The organism is Pseudoflavonifractor intestinihominis (assembly GCF_040096055.1).
In the GTDB taxonomy this organism is placed as follows: Bacteria; Bacillota; Clostridia; order Oscillospirales; family Oscillospiraceae; genus Pseudoflavonifractor; species Pseudoflavonifractor intestinihominis.
The window spans coordinates 1-15,316 of record NZ_JBBMFK010000005.1 but is presented as its reverse complement, the minus strand read 5'-3'; the positions used below and the strand labels follow the sequence as shown (position 1 = coordinate 15,316).

The following is a 15,316-nucleotide window of genomic DNA, read 5'->3' as shown; positions in this document are numbered from 1 at the left end:
CTGTTGCAAAGGAGATGCTGGAGCAGCTGCCCAGTGATGAGGCCGGGCTTGTCGAGATGGGGTTGATTACGCCCGAAGAATGCGTCAGTAACCGTCCGATGCCCGCGTCTCTAGCGGCCACAAATTACGGCCCCTATACCACGCTCAATATGCCTTCTATCGCAGCTTATATTATGATAACATCTCTGTCTGAGCGGGGCCGCCCCTCTGTCGTGAACTGTTCAGATAAGACATGTTATCAGTTTGTATCTGATGAGGGCACCGTATACGTTACGACGGACGTATTTGATCAGGCAAGTGCATATGGACAATACCCCAGCAACGATACTATTTCGGAAGATGTCACAGAGTATCTGAATAGCGGCATTACCAAGGGATATTATTCCTGTAAATTCAATATCTATTCCGCGGACGGCGGCCAGTATGTGGATATGACGCTTTATTGTGTTCAGGTGGGAAAAATGGGTTCGGATGAAATAGTTCCCAGCATCAAAATTCAGGATTCCGTCACCACTTACAGCGATTTTGCTGTAATTAATCCCGGTAGTGTTGGGGACGCGCTCATTTCAAAACCGGATCTTGAACTTCAAATGGTAAACGCCGGCGATGCCGAAGCTTACTTTAACGCATTTTATGTGAAGGGAAAAGGTACGGGCAGCTCTGTCAATGTGAGCAAGCTGCTCTCCGTGGGTTATCTGGGCTATCAGATTGCCTCCTCGGTTCCCCCCCTGACCATTGCGACAGCCTACGCTGTCTTGGGTACGGCGCTTGACTTGGAACCCAGCAGCAGTGGTTTTTTGACGAAAACGGCTTCTTTGAGCAACCCCGGAAAAAAGATCTATGTTTACAGCTGTGCGCTTCAGTCCACTTACAATCTTGCAAACGTGGGAGATTACTTCCAGATGTGTATTGGTGTTGGCAATATCAACAGCGGATGTGAATATGCAGTTACCGTATCCATATAACGCCAGGCCGTTCCGCTCGGTGCGGCTGGCAGAAGAGAAGTACGGCTGTCCGGAGAGGGGGAGACCACAATGAAACGGATACGGGCCGGGGCGCTATCGTTCCTTCAAAAGCTGCGGGCCATTCCGGCGGAGCACAAGAAACTCTTCGCTCTCCTGCTCTTCCCTGTCCTTGTTTTTACCGTTGTGACCGTCTCCGACGCATACCGAGGCTGGAAGCGCGCGGGGGGAGATCTCCCTCTGAACTGCACCTATGACAGGGAACACAATGTCCTGACCATTTACGCCCAGAACGGAACCAGGATTGACCATTACGACCGCTTCGCCCAGCCTTATCCACCCATCCCGGTCGCCTCGGATCTGGAGGCCACAGGGGAATCCGATCCGCAGTCCTTTTCCTTCCAGCTCTTTGAGGGGGGAGATCCGGAATGCCTGAATGTCTTTGTCTACCTGAAGGTGAAGGATTCCATGGACAGTTATGAATTCTATATCATTCACGAAGAGGTAGGATTGCGAGTCGAGATGTGTCAGCCTGGCGGACTGATAAAGGTACATAATTGGATGTTTTAGAAAATGATGCAAACAGCCATGGCGGCCCGCCGGATTCCGGCGGGCCGCCTGTTTTCCCTTATTTTCCCCTCAGCCGCGCCCGAATCAGCCCAGGCAGGGCGTCCCGGTTGTCCTCGGTGACTGTGATAAGCTCCACATTGGGGTGGTCAGCGATGGTCTTGGTCCACCCCGGGAAGCCCTCCCGCACCACGCCCAGCACCGGCGTGTCCCCCTCCAGCTTTTCCAGAATGGCCTGCTGAAAGGCCAAGGCGTCCCGCTCCAGGCGGCCGCACTCGTCCATCACCCACAGTGTGGGCGTCCCGGTCAGGCAGGCGGTGCCCAGGGCGTCAAACCGGCCGTGGATGGCCTCCGGCGCACAGCCGTTGAAAAACTTCACCACCGCATGGTCCTGGTCGTACCTGGCAGGCTCCACCGCGCTCCACAGGTAGAGCAGCCGCTCCGGGCAGGCCCGGTCGGGGCCAAAGCCGGTACGGAAGCCCCCTACCGCCCCGCTCCATGCCTCCAGCACCCGGGTGATGACCGTGCTCTTGCCGCACTGGACCGAGCCGGTTAGAAAAATATGTCTCATGCAAACCTCCAAAAATATTGACAAGCAGCCTCAAAAATAGTATACTTTTTACAATACCCCCGTGGGACACCTTGTTCCCACTGTCTTTCACGTGGTATCATACTCCGGTTTTTTCCACAATTCAATATTCTCCGAGCCCCTGCGCCTACGGCTTTGCTATGGCGCCCGGGCCGTGGACGCCGCCACGGCGTCCTTTCAGGGTCTGTGCTGGAAACGGACAGGCCTTCCGTGTTTGAGAAGGAGAGGTTTTTTCAGGCTGTACCGCTGTATGCGCGGTATGGTTTGATTGTTGTTGCCTCCGTCCTCTCGACGGAGGTTTTTTTGTCCCCTTTTTCGCCCGCTCGGAGAAACAGAGAGGAGCTCCGCCCATGCCGTCTGCATCGCCCCATGGGGGCAGAAGAAAAGTCCTGATCATTCTGATTATGCTGGTTTTGCTGGTGTGTACCGCCATTTTGTCCTTTGGTCTGGGCCGGTACCCCATCACACCGGCGGAGCTGGCGGGCATTGTGCTCTCCCGCTTTTTCCCCATTGAGCAGTTCTGGGCCGACACCATGGTAAACGTGTTCTTCAACGTCCGCCTGCCCCGCATCATCATGGCCTGTCTGGTGGGCTGCTGCCTGTCCGCTGCCGGCTGCGCCTACCAGGGCATCTTCCAGAACCCCATGGCCTCCCCCGACATCCTGGGTGCCACCAAGGGCTCCGCCTTCGGCGCCTCGGTGGCCATTATCGCCGGGTTCGGCGCCCAGCTCATCATGCTGATGGCCTTCGGCTTCGGCATCCTGACCGTAGTGCTGGTGTGGCTGGTGAGCAGCAAGGCCAAGGGCAAGCGGGTCATGAGCCTGATTTTGTCCGGTATCGTCATCAGCTCCCTCTTTGAGGCGGGCACCTCCTACATCAAGCTGGTGGCCGACCCCAACGAGGCCCTGCCCAAGATCACCTACTGGCTCATGGGCAGCCTGTCGGGCACCACCCGGGACAAGGTGTCCTTTGTGTTCCTGCCCATGCTGATCGGCCTGGTGATTCTGTTTGTGCTCCGGTGGCAGCTGGGCGTACTCACCATGGGCGACGAGGAGGCCCGCACCATGGGCGTCAACGCCAAGGTGGTGCGGCCGCTGATCATCCTGGCCTCCACCCTCATCACCGCCGCGTCGGTGTCGGTGTGCGGCGCCATCGGCTGGGTGGGCCTGGTGATCCCCCACCTGTGCCGCCGCCTGGTGGGCAGCAACACCCGGTACCTGATGCCCGCCTCCATGGTGGGCGGGGCGCTGTTCCTGCTCATCGTGGACAATATCTCCCGCAACCTCTACGCCACCGAGCTGCCCATCGGCATCCTCACCGCCTTTGTGGGCGCGCCCTTCTTCCTCTATCTGATGATGAAGGGAGGCGATGTGACGTGAGCATTGAGGTCAAACATCTCTCCTTCTCCTACGGAAAGCGGCAGGTGCTCAAGGATGTCAGCTTCTCCGTGGGCAAGGGCCGGCTCCTCTCGGTGCTGGGCCCCAACGGCGTGGGCAAGAGCACCCTGTTCCGCTGCATTCTGGGCCTGCTCCACGGCTTCCAGGGCGAGATCACCGTGGACGGCGCGTCGGTCAGCAGCCTGGGCGCCCGAGACCTGGCCCGCCGGGTGGCCTACATCCCCCAGTCCAACTACCCGGCCTTTCAGTACAGTGTGTTCGACATGGTCCTCATGGGCACCACGGCCCAGAGCAAGGGCTTCTCGCCCCCCGGCCCCAAGCAGGAGGCCGCCGCCCGGGAGGCCCTGGAGCGGCTGGACATCGGCCACCTGGCCGAGCGGAGCTACACCCGCCTGTCCGGCGGCGAGCGGCAGCTGGTGCTCATCGCCCGCGCCCTGGCCCAGCAGTCCACCGTGCTGCTGATGGACGAGCCCACCGCCAACCTGGACTACGGCAACCAGATCCGGGTGCTCACCAAGGTGCGGGCTCTGGCCGACGCGGGATACACCGTCATCCAGTCCACCCACAACCCGGAGCAGTCCTATCTCTTCTCCCACCAGATCCTGGCCATGAAGGACGGCCAGGTCCTCTCCCACGGCACCCCCGACGAGGTGATGAACGAGGACCTGATCCGGGCCCTCTACGGCATCGACGCCGAGGTGGTGCCCCTACGGGACGGACGGATGCGGGTGTGCATCCCCCGGGATCTCCCCACGTTTTCCCCCTGCGAGCAGGTGGAACATACAGCCGCTTCAACACAGTAAGGAGGATTTTTATGAAACAGAAAGCCCTGTCTCTGCTGCTGGCTCTGGCCATGGTGGTCTCCCTGGCCGCCTGCACCCAGAGCACCCCCGCTTCCAGCCCGTCGGCCTCCGGCTCCCCCGAGCCCTCCGTCTCCCAGACCCCCAGCGCCCAGCCCTCTGAGGAGAACACCGCCGACACCGTCATGTTCACCGACTCCTGCGGCCGCACGGTGGAGCTCCCCGCCCAGATCGACCGCATCGCCCCCTCCGGCCCCATGGCCCAGATCGTGCTCTTCGCCCTGTGCCCCGACAAGTTCGTGGGCCTGGCCAGCGAGTGGGACCCGGGCGCTGAGCAGTTTATCGACGCCAAGTATTACAACCTGCCCGCCCTGGGCCAGCTCTACGGCTCCATCGCCGGTGAGCTGAACCTGGAGACCCTGGCCGCCGCCGATCCCCAGGTGATCATCGATATCGGCGAGCCCAAGGACTCCATCGTGGAGGACATGGACGCCATCACCGAGCAGCTGGGCATCCCCTCCGTCCACGTCGACGCCAACACCGCCACCATGGGCGACACCTACCGCATGCTGGGCCAGCTGCTGGGCATGGAGGAGGAGGCCGCCGTCATCGCCGACTACTGCGACGAGATCTACAACAACACCGTCTCCATGATGGAGACCATCGGCGACAACAAGGCCAACATCCTCTACTGCCTGGGCGACCAGGGCCTGAACGTCATCGCCCAGAACTCCTACCACGCCGAGGTCATCGATCTGATGACCAACAACCTGGCCGTGGTGGACTCCCCCTCCTCCAAGGGCACCGGCAACGAGGTGGACATGGAGCAGCTCCTCCTCTGGAACCCGGACATCATCCTCTTCGCCCCCGACAGCTACTATGACCAGGTGGCCGACGACCCGGTGTGGCAGGACCTGACCGCCATCCAGAACGGCGACTACTACGAGGTGCCCTTCGGGCCCTACAACTGGATGGGCTTCCCCCCCTCCGTCAACCGCTATCTGGGCATGCTGTGGATGGGCGCCCTCCTCTACCCCGACCAGATCGACTATGACCTGTACACCGAGGTGGCCCGGTACTATGACATCTTCTACCACTGCGACCTGACCCAGGAGCAGTTCGACGCCCTCACCGCCAACTCCATCGGCAAGCTGGCGGGCTGAGCCTGAGCAAACCAAAAAGAGCTGCGGCGCATCTGCGCCGCAGCTCTTTTTTACTGGATTTATACCCTCTCTTCTGGTATGCTGGTGATAAGGAAGAGCGGCTTTTCGTACACGATAAGGAGGGACCCGGCATGAAACGGTTTTTCACTCTGCTCCTGTCCCTGGGCCTTGCCCTGGCGCTGGCCGCCTGCGGCCCTGTGGAGGAATCCCCCGCCCCCAGCGGCACCGCGCCATCTCCCGTTGGGAGCGTTCAGTCCACCCCGCCGCCGGAGGAGAGCCAGCCGTCGGAGACGCCTCCTGAACCCACGCCGCCCCAGGACAGTCAGCCGCCGGAGGAGACCCCTCCCGCTGAGACGGAGGATTCGGAGCCGGTCGTCTCGGCGGACTACGCGGACCCGGACCTGCTCGCCCGGCCGGAGGACTATGACCTGCTGGTGCTGGACGAGAGCGAGTACCGGGTGGACGTGGCCATCACCGCCACTGAGACGGTCACCGACATCCAGGTGGTATCCATCCCTATGGACGATATGGGCTTCCGGCTGGGGGCGGTTCTGGGCACCCTGGACGCCATCACGCCCGGCCGCCCCTTTGTGGTGGCCATGGCCTTCCCCGGCGACATGCCCAATACCGCCCTGGTCTTTACCGATTCGGCCGGCGCCGTCCATTATTGCGCCATCTCCATGAGCGGCAAGGACGGCTCCTTGCTGCTCACGCCCTTTGAGCCTGTCCAGGACTGAGCCTCACGCCTCGGGGCACTTCTCCCGGTAGCGCTTCACCAGGTCGGCCAGGGTGATGTTGTCCACCACATTGTCCACCGCGTCCTGGATCTGCTGCCACACCTCCAGGGTGACGCAGCGATCCGCCCGGCCGCAGCAGGCCCCGCCGGACACGCAGCTCACCGGGGCCAGGTTGCCCTCCAGCTGGCGGAGGATCTCCCCCACGGTGTACTCCTCAGGCGCCCGGGTCAGCAGATAGCCGCCCCCCGCGCCCCGGACGCTGCGGACCAGGCCGCCCCGGGCCAGCTGGGTGACGATCTGTTCCAGATATTTATCGGAGATCTCCTGCCGCTCGGCCACGTCCCGCAGGGGGACGGCGGAGTCTCCAGGCTGGACCGCCAGGTCCAGCATCAAACGAAGGGCATAGCGGCCCTTGGTGGAAATTTTCATGTCAGTGGCTCCTCTTCATCAGGTAGTTATAACTATATTACCACGGGTTTGGTAGGAATTCAAGCAAAAAAAGCTCTTGACTTTAACAACAAAAAGTGTTAAAGTCACGGTATCAACAGGAGAGGAGCTCCACCATGGCGCTGTGCTTCGGCTATGCATATGGCTATTACCGCTATTACCGTAGCGGTCATTTTGCCTGCCCATAACCGGTTTGCCAGCTGGGAGCACTCCCTCATCGGAGAACACACCGCGGCGGTCCGTTTTGGGCCGCCGCGTTTTCTTTTGCGCGGCGGCGGGAACCGCCGGAATGAGAAAGGATGAAATTGATATGGTCGTGATTTTAAAGCCTGATTTTACCGCGGAGCAGATGGACGAGGCCATCCGCGCCATGGAGGCCGGCGGGGTCAAGGTGATGGTGTCCAAGGGCACCGAGACCACCATCCTGGGCGCCGAGGGCGACACCAGCCGTCTGGACGAGGAGAAGCTGTCCCAGCTGCCCGGCGTGGAGCGGGTCATGCGGATCAGCGAGCCCTTCAAGAAGGCCAACCGGAAGTTCCACCCCGACGACTCGGTCATCGACCTGGGCGGCGGCGTGACGGTGGGCGGCAGCAAGCTGGCCGTCATCGCCGGGCCCTGCTCGGTGGAGAGTGAGGAGCAGATCGTGGGCGTGGCCAGGGCGGTGCAGGCCGCCGGGGCCGTGGCCCTCCGGGGCGGCGCCTACAAGCCCCGCACCTCCCCCTACGCCTTCCAGGGCATGGGCTCCCGGGGCATCGAGCTGCTGCGGGAGGCCAGAGAGGCCACCGGCCTGCCCATTGTCACCGAGCTGATGAGCGCCGACCAGATCCCCCTCTTTGAGGCCTGCGTGGATGTGATCCAGGTGGGGGCCCGGAACATGCAGAACTTCGACCTGCTCAAGAAGCTGGGCAAGGTCAACAAGCCCATTCTGCTCAAGCGGGGCCTCAGCTCCACCATTGAGGAGTGGATCATGTCCGCCGAGTACATCCTGGCCGGCGGCAATCCCAACGTGATCCTCTGCGAGCGGGGCATCCGCACCTTTGAGACCTACACCCGCAACACCCTGGACCTGTCCGCCGTGCTGGCGGCCAAGCAGATGACCCACCTGCCCGTGGTGGTGGACCCGTCCCACGCCTGCGGCAAGGCCTGGATGGTGGAGCGGATGAGTCTGGCCGCCGTGGCCGCCGGCGCCGACGGTCTGCTCATCGAGGTCCACAACGACCCCAAGAACGCCCTGTGCGACGGCGCCCAGTCCATCACCCCCGACCAGTTCAAGGACCTGATGGGCAAGATCCGCAGCGTGGCCGCCTGCGTGGGCCGCAGCGTGTAAAGGGAGGTCTTTTTCATGTCAAAAACCATTGCTGTCATCGGCCTGGGCCTGATCGGGGGCTCCATGGCCCTGGCTTTGAAGGGCTTTGAGGATTTTGAGATCGTGGGTGTGGACGTGTCGGAGCCCACCCTCCGCTTCGCCGCGGAGCACGGCGTGGGCGACCGCATCACCGCCGACGCCGGAGAGGTGGTGCCCCAGGCGGACATGACCATCCTGTGCCTCCACCCCAGGGGCATCACCCGGTTCCTGGAGGAGTACAAGGACCGGTTCAAGCCAGGCAGCCTGGTCACCGACGTGTGCGGCATCAAGACCGCCATCATGGCGGCGGCGGAGGTGCTGCCACCCGAGGTGGACTTCATCGGCTGCCACCCCATGGCGGGCACCGAGTTCTCCGGCATTGAGCACGCCTTTGGGGAGATGTTTCAGAAGTCCCACCTGATTCTCACCCCCCGGGAGAGCAGCAAGGCGGAGCATATCGCCCTGATGGAGCGTCTGGCCGACTACATCGGCTGCAAGGACGTGGTGCGCACCACCCCGGAGGAGCACGACGCCATCCTGGCCTACACCAGCCAGATGATGCACATCATCGCGGTCTCGGTGTGCGACGACCCCATGCTCTTCACCTGCAAGGGTTTTGAGGGCAGCTCCTTCCGGGGATGCACCCGGGTGGCCGCCCTGGACGTGGGGCTGTGGACCCAGCTCTTCTCCATGAACGCCCCCGCCCTGCTCACCGCCCTGGACCGGCTGGAGGAGAATCTCCACGCCTACCGGGAGGCCATCGCCTCGGGGGACACCAAGCTGCTGTCCGAAAAGCTGGCCTATTCCGCCGGACGGAAGCGGAAGATGAACCTGGAGGGCCCCGACCTGCTCAGCCTGGACTAAAGATCAGCGGCGCATCCCGAATATGGGATGCGCCGCTTGCTTTTACTCTTTTTCCGGCAGGAAGAAGAAGTCCTCCAGCCGGTCGTCCCGGCTGTCGAAGATCTCGTTGTACTGGAGCATCTGGTAGTCCAGCAGGCCCTCCTGGGCCGCCTGGCTCATGTCATCCGTCTGCTCGTGCCAGGTGCCGTCGGTGTTCTGGTAGCCCACCGCGTTGACCACCGGCACCGTCTCCCGCAGCCCGCTCAGGAAGGTCTGATACCCGGTCTTGGGCAGGTTGGCCGCATCCATCAGCAGCCCGGAGAGGTAGTTGAGGGACAGCTTCACGTCCTGCTGCTCCTCAATGTCGTAGTTGGCCCAGATGAGGAAGGGCACCTCCTGCTTCTTCTGGGCCTCCTCCACGGTGGGGTCGCTGCCCAGCAGGTCGGTGTAGAAGTTGGTGGCCACCTGGGGCTGGTGGTCGCCGAAGATCAGGATCATGGTGGGCTCCTCCACCTGGGAGAAGTAGTCGATCAGGTATTCAAAGGCCTTGTCGCTCTGGTAAATCAGGTTCAGGTACTGGTTCACCGTGTTGTACTTACCCTCCATCTCTCCGGTGAGCCACACCTCCTTGGGCAGGTTGGTCCAGGCCCCCGAGTAGGCGCTGTGGTTCTGCATGGTCACGTTGAAGATGAAGAGGGGCTCCCCCTCCTCCTTCTCCTCATAGACCCGGATCAGGTTCTCATAGTCGGTCTGGTCGGAGATGTACTCCCGGATGTAGTCGGGGTCCTCAAAGTCGCTCTGGAACAGCCAGCGGTCAAAGCCGAAGTCCCGGTATACGGGAATCCGGTTCCAGCCGGAGGAGTAGTAGGGGTGCATGGCCACGCTCTCATAGCCCAGGGCGTTCATCTGGGCCACCAGGGATTCCGAGCTCTCCTTCACATAGAGGTGGTAGGGCACGGTGCCCGCCGGGAGAAAGGCGGTGGTGTTGCCGGTGAGGAACTCGTACTCCGAGTTGGCGGTGGTGCCGCCGAACACGGAGGAGTAGGCCGTGCCCCGGATGGTATTCTCCGTCAGGGAGCGGAAGAAGGGCATGGGGTCCTGGTTGGTCTCCAGGTCAAAGGTGCCCGTCAGGTCGGAGAAGGACTCGTTCATGATGACGATCAGGTTGACCGGCTGCACTTTGTCGCCGCTGCCGGTGCCCGACGCCGGCACGGACTCCCCCTCCACCCCGGCGGCGATCTGGGCCAGGGTCTCCTGGGAGTAGCCCTCCGGTTCGGACACGGAGGAGTACCGCAGGCACACGGAGAAGTTGAGCACAAAGCCGTTGCCCCGGGTGGTCCACATGGAGGGTTCGATGCCAACGGCGGAGAGAAATCCGGTGCCGAAGAACACGGCCAGGAATGCGGCGCAGAGGACGGTCACTGGCAGGGCGGAGCGGAGACGGAGCCTGGCGCGGCCCTTCTGTCTGGGCAGGTCCAGCAGCAGAAGCAGGAAGAGGGCCAGGCCCAGGGCGGTGAGGGCCTGTTTGGTGTCAAAGGCGTAGTTGTAGTTGCCCGCCACGTTGACGGCAGTGCCCAGGGTGAGCAGGTCGCCGGGGAAGATGGTACGGCCCCGGAAGGCGATGACATAGTGGTTGGCCATGCCGATGAGCCAGAACAGGGCGGTGGAGATGCCGCAGGCCAGGTTGCGCCGCCCCACGATGAGCCATACCGCCAGGGCGATGATGTAGTAGAAGGCCAGGTTCAGGGCCACCTGGAGGGTGGAGAAGCTGGTGAAGGGGTTGTTCCAGTTGAGGATCTCCACCAGGGAGTACCCCACCACCGGGCCGGCAGCCCAGAACAGCCGGGACAGCCACACCGCCGCCCGGCCCTCCAGCTTGAGCCGCACCGGGATGGGCAGGGCCAGCCCCAGGGCCCACAGCAGGCTCTCCCACCAGGGGAAGCCGGACAGCAGCAGGCCCGCCAGCACCCCTGCAAAGACCAGCGCCGCCACGATCAGGCCCCAGCGCCGCATCTCCACCCACGTTCTCCCGGTGTGGACCGGTATTTTTGTCTCTGTCTTCATGGTCTCGCCTTACCTCGTATTCAAACTATACAGAATAATCTCCCGCACAAAAAACAGCCGCGCCGGAATGGCCGGTGCGGCATATTGAGCGATATCCTTACCGTTGCATCAAAATCTTACACGGATTTTACAGAAAGAGCAAGATGAAAACACGAAAGATTTTATGAATTTTTTGCCGTTTCAGGACACCTGAAAGATCCACTGCTCCCGGATCAAGGCCTCCCGCATCTCCCGGTCGGGTGAGAAGATGAGGATGCCGGTGCCGCCGCCGGGCAGCCGGTAGAGCAGGTAGCGCTTGCTCCTGGGGTCCAGGAACAGGCAGGCCCGCACCGTCCGGCTGGCCTGCCGGGCGGAGAGCTGGCCGGGGAGGTAGACGCCGTAGGCCAGGATGTCCTCCGTGTCGATGATCTCCAGCACCGGGGGATTTTCCCCGCTGCCCTGGGAGATGACGAGGCGGCTGCCGTCGTACTCATAGGTGTACACCGCGCTGAAGTAGGGCACCGCCAGCACCACCGCCACACAGAAGGGCAGCAGCATCGCCTGATGGTAGCCCATGGTCCGGGCCAGGGCCATCAGCGCCAGGGCGCAGCAGAGGCACAGCGCGCCATAGCGCGCCAGCGCATACTTTCGATACAGCCGCTGCTTCCGATACATGTGCACCCCTCCCCCTCCGGAACGGTCCTTCTATGATATAGACGTTTGACAGAGAGAATTTGTTACACACCCAGGCAAAATTTTTGAAAAAATTTTTATGTGCCTCTGCCGAGGACATTTCTGTTCCAATTGTTCCCCGGGTACTTGACCTTCCACCTGGTGAAAGGTGTATGTTTTTCTCGACCGGCGGCAGATTCTTAATCTTTTTTCATTTGACAGCAGAACAGGCCGGTGGGATAATTTTCTTACAGGCTCAGGGAACGAGCCGGGAAAGGATGAAGCAGCTATGTGGAAAAAACGACTGAGCGCCCTCGCGCTGACCGCAGTCATGGCGGTCAGTATCTCCGCGCCCGCACTGGCCGTTGAGGCGGAGCCCTCCGCTACCCGCGAGGCGTCCGCCGCCATGGCCGCCCAGTTCGCCGCCCAGTACGGCGGCGCCGTCAGCGTGCAGTACGCCGTATGGCAGGACGGGGAGATCGCCCTCTCCGGCCACGCCGGCGTGTACTCCAAGTCGGAGAACCGGGTCCTGCTGGACACCGACCTGTACGGCATCGGCTCGGTGAGCAAGATGTACGTGACAGCCGCTGTCATGCAGCTGGTGGACCAGGGCAAGCTGGACCTGGACACGCCGGTAACCAAGTACCTGCCCGAGTTCAAGATGGCCGATGCGCGGTATAAGGACATTACGGTCCGCATGCTGCTCAACCACTCCTCCGGCCTGATGAGCGCCACCCACGACATGCTGCTCTTTGCCGACGACGACCGCTCCGCCACCGAGGACCTGCTGGACACCCTGTCCACCCAGCGGCTGGTTGCCGACCCCGGCGCGTACAGCGTGTACTGCAACACCGGTTTCACCCTGGCGGAACTGGTGGTGGAGGCGGTGAGCGGCAAGACCTTCCCCGAGTACCTCCAGGAGGCCATCCTGACCCCCAACGGCCTGGAGAACACCTTCACTCCCCAGGACGAGTTTGACACCTCCCGCCTGGTGAAGACCTACCTGGGCGAAGACCCCCGGGCCCTGCCCCAGGACTGCCTGGGCACGGTGGGCACCGGCGGCATCTACGCCGATGCCGCCGACCTGGCCTCCTTCGGCGGCCTGCTCTGCTCGGATGATCTGCTCACCTCCGCCTCTCTGGACGCCATGGCCGCCCCCGAGTACAGCAACGGCATCTGGCCCGACGACACGGACGACGCCCTGGCCTTCGGCCTGGGCTGGGACAACGTGTCCCTGGCCCCCTTCCGCTATAACAACATCCAGGCCCTTGCCAAGGGCGGCGACACCCAGTACTACCACGCCGCGCTGGTGGTCCTCCCTGAGTACGACATGGCGGCGGCGGTGCTCACCTCCGGCGGCGTATCCACCTACAACCAGATGGCCGCGGCCCGGATGCTCATCGACGCCCTGACGGACCAGGGCGTGACGGTGGACGAGACCATCCCCGCCCTGCCCGCCGCCAGCCCCAGCCAGGCCATGCCCGCCCAGCTGATGGACTGCTCCGGCTACTACGCCTCCACCCTCCAGCAGTTCAAGGTGGACATCTCCGCCGACGGCGTGCTCACCATCCAGTCCCTCACCGTGCCCAGCGCCCCGGCCCAGACCTTCTACTACTTTGACGACGGCTCCTTCCGGGACCAGACCGGCGCCGCCGCCATGGTCAAGCCAGTGGTGGAGGACAACGGGGAGACCTACCTGTGGCAGAAGGCCTACGCCTTCCTCCCCGGCCTGACCGTGCTGCCCACCTCCAACTACGTGGGCCAGAAGGTGGAGCCCGCCCAGCTCTCCGCCGACGTCCAGGCCGCCTGGGACAAGTGGAATTCCACCAGCGTCCTGCCTCTGAATGAGAAGTACACCTCCCAGGTGTGGCTGTCCCTGGGCTCCGCCGCCGCTGCCGAGCTGCCTGAGTACATCCCCGGCTACGTAGGGGCCCAGAAGATTGTGGACGCCAATCACACCCAGTTTGCCGTGCAGCTGCCCGGCAACGGCGGCCGGGACGGCTCGGACACCACCATCACCGAGCAGGACGGCCACATCTGGATGGACGCCCAGGGCATCCTCTACGTAGACGCCTCCATCGCCCAGCCCATCTACTGCGGCGCGGGCGCCTACTCCACCATCCAGCCCGACGGCTATGCCCGGTGGTACACCGTGGGCAGCGCCGCCGGCCTGACCATCCGGGTGGACATCGAGGGCAACGGCGGGTTCTACGTCTATGACGGCACCGGCGCGCTGGCCGCCTCCTCCGTGGTGTGGGGGGACAGCACCGTCACCCTGACGGAGAACAGCGCCATCGCCTTTGCCGGCGACGCCGGCACCCGGTTCCATATCTCCGTGGTGCCCGCCGTCTGATCCCCGTAAGCGCAAAAGCCCGGACCGCCTCATTGCGGTCCGGGCTTTTGTTTTTTTACACATGTGGAGCTGGTTTTGTGGATAATTTTGATCAGTGGGTCAGCAGCCGCACCCGGAGGACGCCCTCCAGGGCCCGGATCTCGTCCACCACGTCGTCCCGGATCTTGGTGTTGATGTCCACCACGGTGTAGGCGTAGTCCTTCTTGGACTTGTTGGTCATGTTCTCCACGTTCACGTTGTCGTCGGAGAGGACCTTGGTGATGGCGGCGATGGCGCCGGGGATGTTCCGGTGGATGATGCACAGCCGGGCGATGCCGCTCCAGGGCTGCTCCAGGGCGGGCAGGTTCACGCTGTTGCGGATGTTGCCGTTCTCCAGGTAGTCCCGCAGCTGCTGGGCGGCCATGACGGCGCAGTTCTCCTCGCTCTCGGGGGTGGAGGCGCCCAGGTGGGGGATGGCCACCACGTTGCGCCCCTGGATGATCTTGTTGTTGGGGAAGTCGGTGACATAGCAGGCCACCTTGCCGCTCTCCAGGGCCTGGAGCAGGTCGTCGTCGGTGACCAGGCCGCCCCGGGCCAGGTTGATCAGCCGCACGCCGCCCTTCATCATCTGGAGGGCGCTGGCGTCAATCATGCCCTTGGTGTCCCCGTTGAGGGGCAGGTGGAGAGTAATGTAGTCGCAGTTTTTGTAGATGGTCTCCAGGTCGTTGGCCCGCTGGACCATACGGGAGAGGGACAGCGCCGCGTCCACGGACAGGAAGGGGTCGTAGCCCCACACGGTCATGCCCAGCTTGGTGGCGATGTTGGCCACCTGGACGCCGATGGCGCCCAGACCCACCACGCCCAGGGTCTTGCCCTGGATCTCCGGGCCCACAAACTGGCTCTTGCCCTTTTCCACCACTTTTTCCACGTCTTCGCCTGCGGCGGCCTGCTCCTTGACCCAGGCCGCGCCGCCCACTACATTCCGGGAGGCCAGCAGCATGGCGCAGATGACCAGCTCCTTGACGGCGTTGGCGTTGGCTCCGGGGGTGTTGAACACCGCGATGCCCGCCTCGGAGCAGCGGTCGATGGGGATATTGTTGGTCCCCGCGCCCGCTCGGGCGATGGCCCGCAGGTTCTCGGGGAATACGTACTCGTGCATGTCCGCCGAGCGGACCAGGATGCCGTCCTCGTTCTCCACGTCGGGGCTGACGGCAAAGCGGCTCTGATCCAGCACGGACAGGCCGGCGGGGGAAATTTTATTCAGCGCTTTGATGCGGTACATGTTTGATTCGCCCCTTCTCAGTTGTTTTTGTCGAAGGCCTTGATAAAGTCGCACAGCTTTCCCCCAGAAAAGGCTGCGCCTTTCCCGGGGACCCCTGATTTTACCTCCTCGGGCGGAGTGAATCCGCCCTGCGGCAA

14 protein-coding genes and 1 riboswitch are annotated in these 15,316 nt (G+C 62.7%); of the genes, 9 read left to right on the top strand and 5 right to left on the bottom strand.

The window, feature by feature from the left end:
* Positions 1-14 precede the first annotated feature (14 nt).
* Together WMO64_RS04350 and WMO64_RS04345 are read left to right on the top strand one after the other, a co-directional pair.
* Entirely contained in the window at positions 15-965 is a 951-nt protein-coding gene (locus tag WMO64_RS04350) for a hypothetical protein (protein ID WP_349231132.1), read from the top strand.
* Positions 966-1,034: 69 nt separating this feature from the next.
* The gene (locus tag WMO64_RS04345; RefSeq protein WP_349231131.1) at positions 1,035-1,532 is read left to right on the top strand and encodes a hypothetical protein; all 498 of its coding nucleotides are present in this window, start codon (positions 1,035-1,037) and stop codon (positions 1,530-1,532) included.
* Positions 1,533-1,590: 58 nt separating this feature from the next.
* On the opposite strand, the gene WMO64_RS04340 is transcribed toward WMO64_RS04345, so the two are convergent.
* Complete coding sequence (locus tag WMO64_RS04340) at positions 1,591-2,100, bottom strand: nucleoside-triphosphatase (RefSeq protein ID WP_349231130.1); 510 nt, start codon at positions 2,098-2,100, stop codon at positions 1,591-1,593.
* A 117-nt stretch (positions 2,101-2,217) separates the two neighbouring features.
* Positions 2,218-2,359, top strand: a riboswitch (molybdenum cofactor riboswitch).
* Positions 2,360-2,468: 109 nt separating this feature from the next.
* Here WMO64_RS04340 and WMO64_RS04335 point away from each other — a divergent pair.
* The 4 genes from WMO64_RS04335 to WMO64_RS04320 all read left to right on the top strand — a co-directional run bounded on the left by WMO64_RS04335 (position 2,469) and on the right by WMO64_RS04320 (position 6,215).
* Entirely contained in the window at positions 2,469-3,497 is a 1,029-nt protein-coding gene (locus WMO64_RS04335; protein ID WP_349231129.1) for a FecCD family ABC transporter permease, read from the top strand.
* Complete coding sequence (locus WMO64_RS04330; RefSeq protein ID WP_349231128.1) at positions 3,494-4,318, top strand: ABC transporter ATP-binding protein; 825 nt, start codon at positions 3,494-3,496, stop codon at positions 4,316-4,318. Before WMO64_RS04335 ends, WMO64_RS04330 begins: the two co-directional genes overlap by 4 nt.
* Positions 4,319-4,329: 11 nt before the next feature.
* A complete protein-coding gene (locus tag WMO64_RS04325) occupies positions 4,330-5,478 on the top strand; it encodes an ABC transporter substrate-binding protein (RefSeq protein WP_349231127.1) in 1,149 nt (382 codons plus the stop codon).
* Between the two features lie 131 nt (positions 5,479-5,609).
* On the top strand, positions 5,610-6,215 hold the full coding sequence (locus WMO64_RS04320) for a hypothetical protein (protein WP_349231126.1): 606 nt from the start codon (positions 5,610-5,612) through the stop codon (positions 6,213-6,215).
* 3 nt (positions 6,216-6,218) lie between these two features.
* On the opposite strand, the gene WMO64_RS04315 is transcribed toward WMO64_RS04320, so the two are convergent.
* The gene (locus WMO64_RS04315; protein WP_294519829.1) at positions 6,219-6,644 is read right to left on the bottom strand and encodes an RrF2 family transcriptional regulator; all 426 of its coding nucleotides are present in this window, start codon (positions 6,642-6,644) and stop codon (positions 6,219-6,221) included.
* Between the two features lie 328 nt (positions 6,645-6,972).
* On the opposite strand from WMO64_RS04315, the gene aroF reads away from it, so the two are divergent.
* Together aroF and WMO64_RS04305 are read left to right on the top strand one after the other, a co-directional pair.
* On the top strand, positions 6,973-7,989 hold the full coding sequence (gene aroF, locus WMO64_RS04310; RefSeq protein ID WP_294519826.1) for a 3-deoxy-7-phosphoheptulonate synthase: 1,017 nt from the start codon (positions 6,973-6,975) through the stop codon (positions 7,987-7,989).
* A gap of 15 nt (positions 7,990-8,004) precedes the next feature.
* Positions 8,005-8,871, top strand: a complete 867-nt coding sequence (locus WMO64_RS04305) for a prephenate dehydrogenase (protein WP_294519823.1) — start codon at positions 8,005-8,007, stop codon at positions 8,869-8,871.
* Positions 8,872-8,913: 42 nt separating this feature from the next.
* Here WMO64_RS04305 and WMO64_RS04300 read toward each other — a convergent pair whose 3' ends face one another.
* Entirely contained in the window at positions 8,914-10,863 is a 1,950-nt protein-coding gene (locus WMO64_RS04300) for a sulfatase-like hydrolase/transferase (RefSeq protein WP_349231213.1), read from the bottom strand.
* Between the two features lie 231 nt (positions 10,864-11,094).
* Positions 11,095-11,568 (bottom strand): hypothetical protein, encoded by a 474-nt coding sequence (locus WMO64_RS04295; RefSeq protein WP_294519816.1) that lies wholly within the window; start codon positions 11,566-11,568, stop codon positions 11,095-11,097.
* 286 nt (positions 11,569-11,854) lie between these two features.
* Here WMO64_RS04295 and WMO64_RS04290 point away from each other — a divergent pair, with 286 nt between their 5' ends.
* Positions 11,855-13,918 carry a serine hydrolase domain-containing protein gene (locus tag WMO64_RS04290; RefSeq protein WP_349231125.1) on the top strand — a complete coding sequence of 688 codons (2,064 nt, stop codon included), beginning with the start codon at positions 11,855-11,857 and terminating at the stop codon, positions 13,916-13,918.
* A 91-nt stretch (positions 13,919-14,009) separates the two neighbouring features.
* Here the strand turns inward: WMO64_RS04290 and WMO64_RS04285 are convergent, their stop codons facing one another.
* Positions 14,010-15,179 carry a phosphoglycerate dehydrogenase gene (locus WMO64_RS04285; protein ID WP_294519811.1) on the bottom strand — a complete coding sequence of 390 codons (1,170 nt, stop codon included), beginning with the start codon at positions 15,177-15,179 and terminating at the stop codon, positions 14,010-14,012.
* Positions 15,180-15,316 lie beyond the last annotated feature (137 nt).

What these genes read in the sequence shown, in the direction of transcription:
- aroF (WP_294519826.1), top strand. Translation starts at nt 6,973, where the DNA reads ATGGTCGTGATTTTAAAGCCTGATTTTACCGCGGAGCAGATGGACGAG.
- WMO64_RS04340 (WP_349231130.1), bottom strand. Translation starts at nt 2,100, where the DNA reads ATGAGACATATTTTTCTAACCGGCTCGGTCCAGTGCGGCAAGAGCACG.
- WMO64_RS04290 (WP_349231125.1), top strand. Translation starts at nt 11,855, where the DNA reads ATGTGGAAAAAACGACTGAGCGCCCTCGCGCTGACCGCAGTCATGGCG.
- WMO64_RS04300 (WP_349231213.1), bottom strand. Translation starts at nt 10,863, where the DNA reads ATGCGGCGCTGGGGCCTGATCGTGGCGGCGCTGGTCTTTGCAGGGGTG.
- WMO64_RS04335 (WP_349231129.1), top strand. Translation starts at nt 2,469, where the DNA reads ATGCCGTCTGCATCGCCCCATGGGGGCAGAAGAAAAGTCCTGATCATT.
- WMO64_RS04350 (WP_349231132.1), top strand. Translation starts at nt 15, where the DNA reads ATGCTGGAGCAGCTGCCCAGTGATGAGGCCGGGCTTGTCGAGATGGGG.
- WMO64_RS04345 (WP_349231131.1), top strand. Translation starts at nt 1,035, where the DNA reads ATGAAACGGATACGGGCCGGGGCGCTATCGTTCCTTCAAAAGCTGCGG.
- WMO64_RS04315 (WP_294519829.1), bottom strand. Translation starts at nt 6,644, where the DNA reads ATGAAAATTTCCACCAAGGGCCGCTATGCCCTTCGTTTGATGCTGGAC.
- WMO64_RS04320 (WP_349231126.1), top strand. Translation starts at nt 5,610, where the DNA reads ATGAAACGGTTTTTCACTCTGCTCCTGTCCCTGGGCCTTGCCCTGGCG.
- WMO64_RS04305 (WP_294519823.1), top strand. Translation starts at nt 8,005, where the DNA reads ATGTCAAAAACCATTGCTGTCATCGGCCTGGGCCTGATCGGGGGCTCC.
- WMO64_RS04325 (WP_349231127.1), top strand. Translation starts at nt 4,330, where the DNA reads ATGAAACAGAAAGCCCTGTCTCTGCTGCTGGCTCTGGCCATGGTGGTC.
- WMO64_RS04295 (WP_294519816.1), bottom strand. Translation starts at nt 11,568, where the DNA reads ATGTATCGGAAGCAGCGGCTGTATCGAAAGTATGCGCTGGCGCGCTAT.
- WMO64_RS04285 (WP_294519811.1), bottom strand. Translation starts at nt 15,179, where the DNA reads ATGTACCGCATCAAAGCGCTGAATAAAATTTCCCCCGCCGGCCTGTCC.